Below are 6135 nucleotides of genomic sequence, written 5' to 3'. Positions count from 1 at the left end.
CCTCCCCAATCATAACCCCACCGCCCTCTGCCCCCGCAACGCCCCCAACCCAACGGGCTTTGTCGCCAACGCCCCCCAATACGGCCGGCGGGGCAAGGGGTGCCCCGGCCCCCGGCGATTCTATTGACGCGCCTCGCAAGGCCCGTCAGTCTGAGGCCAAAACGGCTCACCGGCTGCTGTCAGGCGTGATGAATTATTCCGATCCATCCATCGTTGCATCCACGGCCGCTCCGTTCCTGAGCCTCGACGGCGTGCGCAAGACCTATCCCGGCGTTGTCGCGCTGGACGGGTTCTCGATCGAGGTCAGGCCCGGCGAGGTCATCGGCCTGGTCGGCGAAAACGGCGCCGGCAAATCGACGCTGATGAAGATCCTCGGCGGCGTGACCCGGCCGGACACCGGCACCATCACCGTCGATGGGGTCGCCCATGACAGTCTGACCGTCGAGGCCAGCATCGGTTCGGGCATCGCCTTCGTCCACCAGGAACTCAACCTGTTCGAGAACCTCGACGTCGCCGCCAATATCTTCTTCGGCCGCGAACCGCTGCGCGCCGGCCCGTTCAGGCTGGTCGACCGCGCCAGGCTGCGAGCGCTGGCGGCGCCGCTGCTCAAACGCGTGGGCGCCAATTTCTCGGCCGATACTCCGGTGTCGGCGCTGTCGCTGGCCCAGCAGCAAATGGTCGAGATCGCCAAGGCGCTGTCGATCAAGGCGCGGCTGGTCATCCTCGACGAACCGACATCGAGCCTGCCGATCGCCGAAACCGACAAGCTGCTCGGTGTCATCAAGGCGCTGAAGGCAGACGGCATCAGCGTCATTTTCATCTCGCACCGCCTGCACGAGGTCGAGCGCGTCGCCGACCGCGTCGTCGTGCTCAGGGACGGCATGCTCGCCGGAACCTTGCCGAAGAGCGCCATCAATCACGACCAGATGGTCAAGCTGATGATCGGCCGCATGCTGAAGGAGCGCGAGAAGGCCGCGGAATCGGCGCGCCCGCCGGGCTCTGTCGCGCTGTCGGTCAAGGCCATTCGCACCGCTGCCTATCCCGACCGGCCCGTCGACCTCGATGTCAGGCATGGCGAGATCCTCGGCCTCGCCGGTCTCGTCGGCTCCGGCCGGACGGAGCTGGCGCGCGTCCTGTTCGGCATCGACAAGAGCTTTGGCGGCTCGTTCCAGCTTGACGGAAAAGATCTGGTTCTAGGTTCGGCTGCGGACGCAGTGGCCAACGGTATTTTCCTCGTCCCCGAGGATCGCAAGCTGACCGGCATCCTGCTCGACCTGTCGATTGCCCAGAACATCTCGCTGCCCAATCTGCCGGCGCATTCGCGGCGCTCGCTGGTCTCGGCCGGCGCGGAATCCGCCACCGCCGAGAAGCAGAAGACCAATCTCGGCATCAGGGCGCCCTCCGTCCAGACGCGCACCGGCACGCTGTCGGGCGGCAACCAGCAAAAGGTCGTGCTGGCCAAATGGCTGGCGATGAAGCCGAAGGTGATGATCCTCGACGAGCCGACCCGCGGCATCGACATCGGCGCCAAGGCCGAGATCTACGGGCTGATGCGGGCGTTGGCCGATGCCGGCGTCGCCGTGCTGATGATCTCCAGCGACATGGAGGAGGTGATCGGCGTTTCCGACCGTATCGCCGTCATGCATGAAGGCCAGATCTCCGGCATTCTCGACAAGGACCGGTTCAGCCAGGAAAACGTGCTGCTGCTGGCGGTCGGCAAGCAGCCGAAGTAGTTCGCAGGCATTGGGAGAAGACGATGAGCAAGAAAGATCTCGGCCTGCTGATCCTGATCCTGGTGGTCGGCGCGGTGGTGGCGATCATCAACCCACGCTTCCTGCTGCCGATCAATCTCGCCAACACCTCGAACCTGATCGGGTTGTTCGGCATCCTGTCGATTGGCCAAGCCTTCGTCATCATCACCGGTGGCATCGAATTGTCGGTCGGCTCGGTGGTTGCGCTGCTCGGCGTGCTGTTCATCGACTTCATCGCCACGCGCGGCATGGCCTGGCCGGTCGCCCTGCCGCTGATCCTGGTGCTCGGCGGCATCATCGGGCTGGCGCATGGCTGGCTGATCACCCGGCTCAAATTGCAGCCTTTCGTGGTGACTTTGTGCGGCCTGTTGATCTATCGCGGCGTGGCGCGCTTCTACACCGCCGACGGCACCGCCGGCTTTGCCTTCGGACAGAACTTCCCGGAACTCGAGTTCCTGACGGCGGGGCGGTCCTGGGGCGTGCCGAACAGCTTCATCGCACTGATCGTCATCGCCGTCGTCATGTGGGTGGTGCTGCACCGGTCGGTGTTCGGGCGCTATCTCTATGCCATCGGCAAGAACGAGGAAGCGGCAAAATATTCCGGCATCCGCACCGGCCGCATCGTCATGGCCGCCTATGTCATCTGCGGCGTGCTGACGGCGCTGTCAGCTATCTATTTCGCCATGTACACACGCTCGATCTCGCCGGCGAGCCACGGCCAGTTCTACGAGCTCTATGCCATCGCGGCCGCGGTGCTCGGCGGCTTCTCGCTGCGTGGCGGCGAAGGCTCGCTGATCGGCGTCCTGCTCGGCACCGTGCTGCTGCAGGAGCTGCAGAACCTCGTCAACCTGCTCGGCATCCCGTCCTCGCTCAACTTCGCCGTCATGGGCGGGGTGATCCTCATCGGCGTGCTGGTCGACCAGCAATGGGGCGTGTTCAGGGCGCGGCGGCGGATGCTGGAAGCCACACGCAAGGGCGTGGCGGGTGCTGCCGCTGAGTGACGCAAAAATAGCTGGATGAAATACGCCGACTGCCATGGCAGGTGGCGTGAAAGAGTCAGCCGGAGCTTCGCGACAGCAGTTCAGGTCGGTCTCTATTTGGAACGAAACCCGTATCTGAGCGTTTATTTAAGCTTTGCTGCGCGGAGGCGTTCCATGCCCACGAATCCAGTTAGTACCGCCAAAGTAGGAACTCACCCCCTCCACCCGATGCTGATACCTTTTCCTGTCGCGTTTCTTGTCGGTGCGTTTGTCACCGACCTGGTTTTCTGGGGGACTGCCGATGCCTTCTGGGCACGAGCATCGATGTGGCTGATCGGGGCAGCCATAGTAATGGCCCTTCTCGCTGCGACAGCCGGTTTTATCGACTTCCTCAACGAGCCGCGCATTCGCGCCTTGTCCGACGCCTGGTACCACATGCTGGGCAACTTGACCGCGGTCGTTGTGGCACTGATCAATTTCTACCTTCGCTATGCGCAAGGCGCCGAAGCCGCGGTCCGCCCATGGGGTGCGCTCTTGTCGTTCATAGTGGTCTGCATACTGCTGTTCACCGGCTGGAAGGGCTGGGAGATGGTGTATCGGCACCACGTTGCAGTTCTGGATACACCAGCGGATGCGCCAGCGAAGCCTTCGACAACCACTGCCACGGATACTCGTCACGCTGGTCGGGACCGGCACGCCGCATGAGGCCATAATCCCGAAAAGTGGATACCGGTTTCCAAAAAGATATCGGTTAGACAAGTAGCGCCCATACCGAATGCATCGGATGGGCGCTACTTTAGATAAGGCCCGACATGTCGGAGAAGGCCATGGCCTTGCGCAGCACCTCGGCGAAGCGCTCGCCGGCGGCTTCACGAGGGCCGCTATTGTCGATCGAGGTGACACCCGGTCCGGACAGCGCCACATTGGCACTGCGCGCCAGCCGTGCCAGCACTTCGCCGCGCGACTCGCGACCGCGCAATGCCAGCCGCTCGGCCAGGATCTCCGGTGTAGCCGTGATCTCGACGATAGCCAGATTGGCGTAGCGCTCCCGCAGCGCCGGGATGATCGCGCGCGAGACGTTGGCGATCGCGACACGGCCGTTGGAGACTGACCAGTCGACTTCGGCCGGGATGCCGTAGCGCAGGCCATGCGCCTCCCAGGAAATGGCGAAGGCGCCATCCGCTTCGGCCTCGACGAAGGCAGCATCGGCTAGCGTATCGTGATCCTCGGTGGCCGCATCGCTCGGCCGGGTGATCACCCGGCGCACGAACTCCAGCCGGCTCTCGTCGGCAAACACGGCGCGCGCATAGCCGATCACCGTGTCCTTGCCGGCACCGCTCGGCCCGACGACGGCGACGAAGACACCGTCGCGGATCGGAAATCCCGTAGCGGACAATTCACGCTCGACCGATGCCGACACCATCATGCGACTCGGCGTCCCTGCCGCCAGACCGTGCGGACGACCGGGACATGGTCGTCGACGCGCACGCGAACCAGATCGGCGCGCCGGCCGGGCTCGATGACACCGCGATCGGTGAGGCCGACCGCCTCGGCCGGATTCTTCGAGACCATCGCCACCGCCTGTGGCAAGGAAATGCCCTCGACCACGTCGCCGAGGAAGAAGGCTGACTGGATCAGACTGAACGGAATGTAGTCCGACGACAGGATATCGAGCAGGCCATCGCCGGCCAGCGTGCGGGCCGAGACATTGCCCGAATGCGACGCGCCGCGCATGACGTTCGGCGCGCCCATCAATACGCCGAGCCCTGCCTCTTTTGAAGCCCGCGCCGCCTCCTCAGTGGTCGGGAACTCGGCGACGCGCACACCTTGCTCGATCGCTTCGTCGACATGGCCGACGGTTGCGTCGTCATGGCTGGCGAGCACGATGCCGCGCTCTTGGCAGGCAGCGGCGATGAAGCTGCGGTTCGGGCTCGAATTCCTCGCCGATTCCGCCATCCGCTTTTCGCAGAATTTCTGGAAATCGCGATCGGTCAGCTTCAGCTTGCGCTGGTAGTAATAGGCGTAGGTTTCCAAATTGACGAACTGGCGCTGTCCGGGCGCATGGTCCATCAGCGACGCCAGCCTGACCCGCTCGTCGCCGTCGAAATTGGCGAAGGCCGTGAGGCAGTCCGGCGCCGAAACCTCGCAACGCAGATGGAGGAAATGGTCGGCCCTGAGCCGGTCCTGCTGCACGCTGTCCTCGATCGCGTCGGCCAGCTTGCGTATGTCGGCGGCCGTCAGGTCGGCATCCTCGTCCATGCCGACACGCAAGGCGTCGAGCACGGTGGTGATGCCGGCGGTCGCCACCTGCGCGTCATGGGCGAGCACCGCGGCGATCGGGTTCCAGCGCACTTTCGGCCGTGGCGCGTAATGGCCTTCGAGATGATCGGTGTGGAGCTCGACCAGGCCAGGGATGATGAAGTCGCCGCCCATGTCCTCGCCGCTGCGGCCAGCGCCGGGATCGATGGCGGCGATCACCCCATCGCGCAGCACGATCGACCCTTCGACGATCTGGTCGGCGAGCACGATGCGGGCATTGTCAAGAACGGTCTCGGCGGTCATTTCAGGCAGTCCTTGCAGCATTTTGCGGCCAATTGAAAATGAATTGGCGTCGCACCATGCGGTTAAAGCAAATAGTCATTTAGGCAGTTCTTCTGGCCGGGCGGCGCCCGAGCGCGTGATGGGACAGCACCATGAACGGTGCGCCCGGTTCAGTTTCCACAAACAGCGTCAGCGCGTCCACCGCCACCGGCCGTTGCAGCACGTCCGCAAACAGGCTGTCGATTGCTAGGCGAAGACGAGGGCTTTCCTGTGACGACACCCGGCCGGACAGCGTCATATGGAAGCGAAACGTCTCGAAGACATAGGGATAGCCCCACTGGCAGAGATTGCGGAACTCGTCGGGCTTCAGCGAATCGGGGCTGCGCCGTTCGATCTCGGCTTCCGTCAACGGCGCGCGGAAGCGGTCGAAGTCACGCACCACGTCGTCGGCGAAGCGGTTGAGCGCCGGCAGCGGTGCTTCCGGCAACAGCGCGAAGAAGCCGTCGATCTGGGCGACGACGAGGCGCGGGATCGTAACCACCGGCGTCGCCTCGGCAAAATCGTCGAGTGCTGCACGAAGCGACGTTTCCGTCTCGTTGGAGGCCAGTCTGAAGGGCGCCTTCAGTGTCGCATGAAAGCCATAGCGGCGCGCCGAGGCGGTATGGAAGGCAACTTCTGCCGCGGACAACTCGCCCGCAGCCTCGACCGGCTTTGTGGCGGCACCGAATGGGTCGCGGCCGAGCCAGTTGGCGGCGATCCGTGCCAGCGGTTCGTCTTGTCGGGGGGTGAAATAGATCGCGTAGCGCATCGAAAGTCCTCGTCAGCCCCGCTGCCATAGGTGATTTCCATGACGAATTGACGAA

General features: G+C 64.1%; 6 protein-coding genes. 3 read left to right on the top strand and 3 right to left on the bottom strand.

Going from position 1 to position 6135, the window contains the following annotated elements; genetic code table 11:
- The first annotated feature begins 188 nt into the window (after positions 1-188).
- The 3 genes from NKK47_RS09895 to NKK47_RS09885 all read left to right on the top strand — a co-directional run bounded on the left by NKK47_RS09895 (position 189) and on the right by NKK47_RS09885 (position 3436).
- On the top strand, positions 189-1733 hold the full coding sequence (locus tag NKK47_RS09895; RefSeq protein ID WP_352568572.1) for a sugar ABC transporter ATP-binding protein: 1545 nt from the start codon (positions 189-191) through the stop codon (positions 1731-1733).
- A gap of 23 nt (positions 1734-1756) precedes the next feature.
- A complete protein-coding gene (locus NKK47_RS09890) occupies positions 1757-2752 on the top strand; it encodes an ABC transporter permease (protein WP_023677502.1) in 996 nt (331 codons plus the stop codon).
- A gap of 153 nt (positions 2753-2905) precedes the next feature.
- The gene (locus NKK47_RS09885; protein WP_352472336.1) at positions 2906-3436 is read left to right on the top strand and encodes a DUF2231 domain-containing protein; all 531 of its coding nucleotides are present in this window, start codon (positions 2906-2908) and stop codon (positions 3434-3436) included.
- A 91-nt stretch (positions 3437-3527) separates the two neighbouring features.
- On the opposite strand, the gene phnN is transcribed toward NKK47_RS09885, so the two are convergent.
- The 3 genes from phnN to NKK47_RS09870 all read right to left on the bottom strand — a co-directional run bounded on the left by phnN (position 3528) and on the right by NKK47_RS09870 (position 6080).
- Positions 3528-4157 carry a phosphonate metabolism protein/1,5-bisphosphokinase (PRPP-forming) PhnN gene (gene phnN, locus NKK47_RS09880; protein WP_352455997.1) on the bottom strand — a complete coding sequence of 210 codons (630 nt, stop codon included), beginning with the start codon at positions 4155-4157 and terminating at the stop codon, positions 3528-3530.
- Complete coding sequence (locus NKK47_RS09875) at positions 4154-5293, bottom strand: alpha-D-ribose 1-methylphosphonate 5-triphosphate diphosphatase (protein WP_352576376.1); 1140 nt, start codon at positions 5291-5293, stop codon at positions 4154-4156. The genes phnN and NKK47_RS09875 overlap by 4 nt, the downstream gene beginning before the upstream one ends.
- 79 nt (positions 5294-5372) lie before the next feature.
- Positions 5373-6080, bottom strand: coding sequence for a DUF1045 domain-containing protein (locus NKK47_RS09870; protein WP_352576374.1), 708 nt, complete (start codon positions 6078-6080; stop codon positions 5373-5375).
- Between the last annotated feature and the right edge of the window lie 55 nt (positions 6081-6135).

Source organism: Mesorhizobium sp. M0019 (assembly GCF_040323975.1).
Taxonomy (GTDB): Bacteria; Pseudomonadota; Alphaproteobacteria; order Rhizobiales; family Rhizobiaceae; genus Mesorhizobium.
This window is presented reverse-complemented; position numbering and strand designations above follow the sequence as displayed.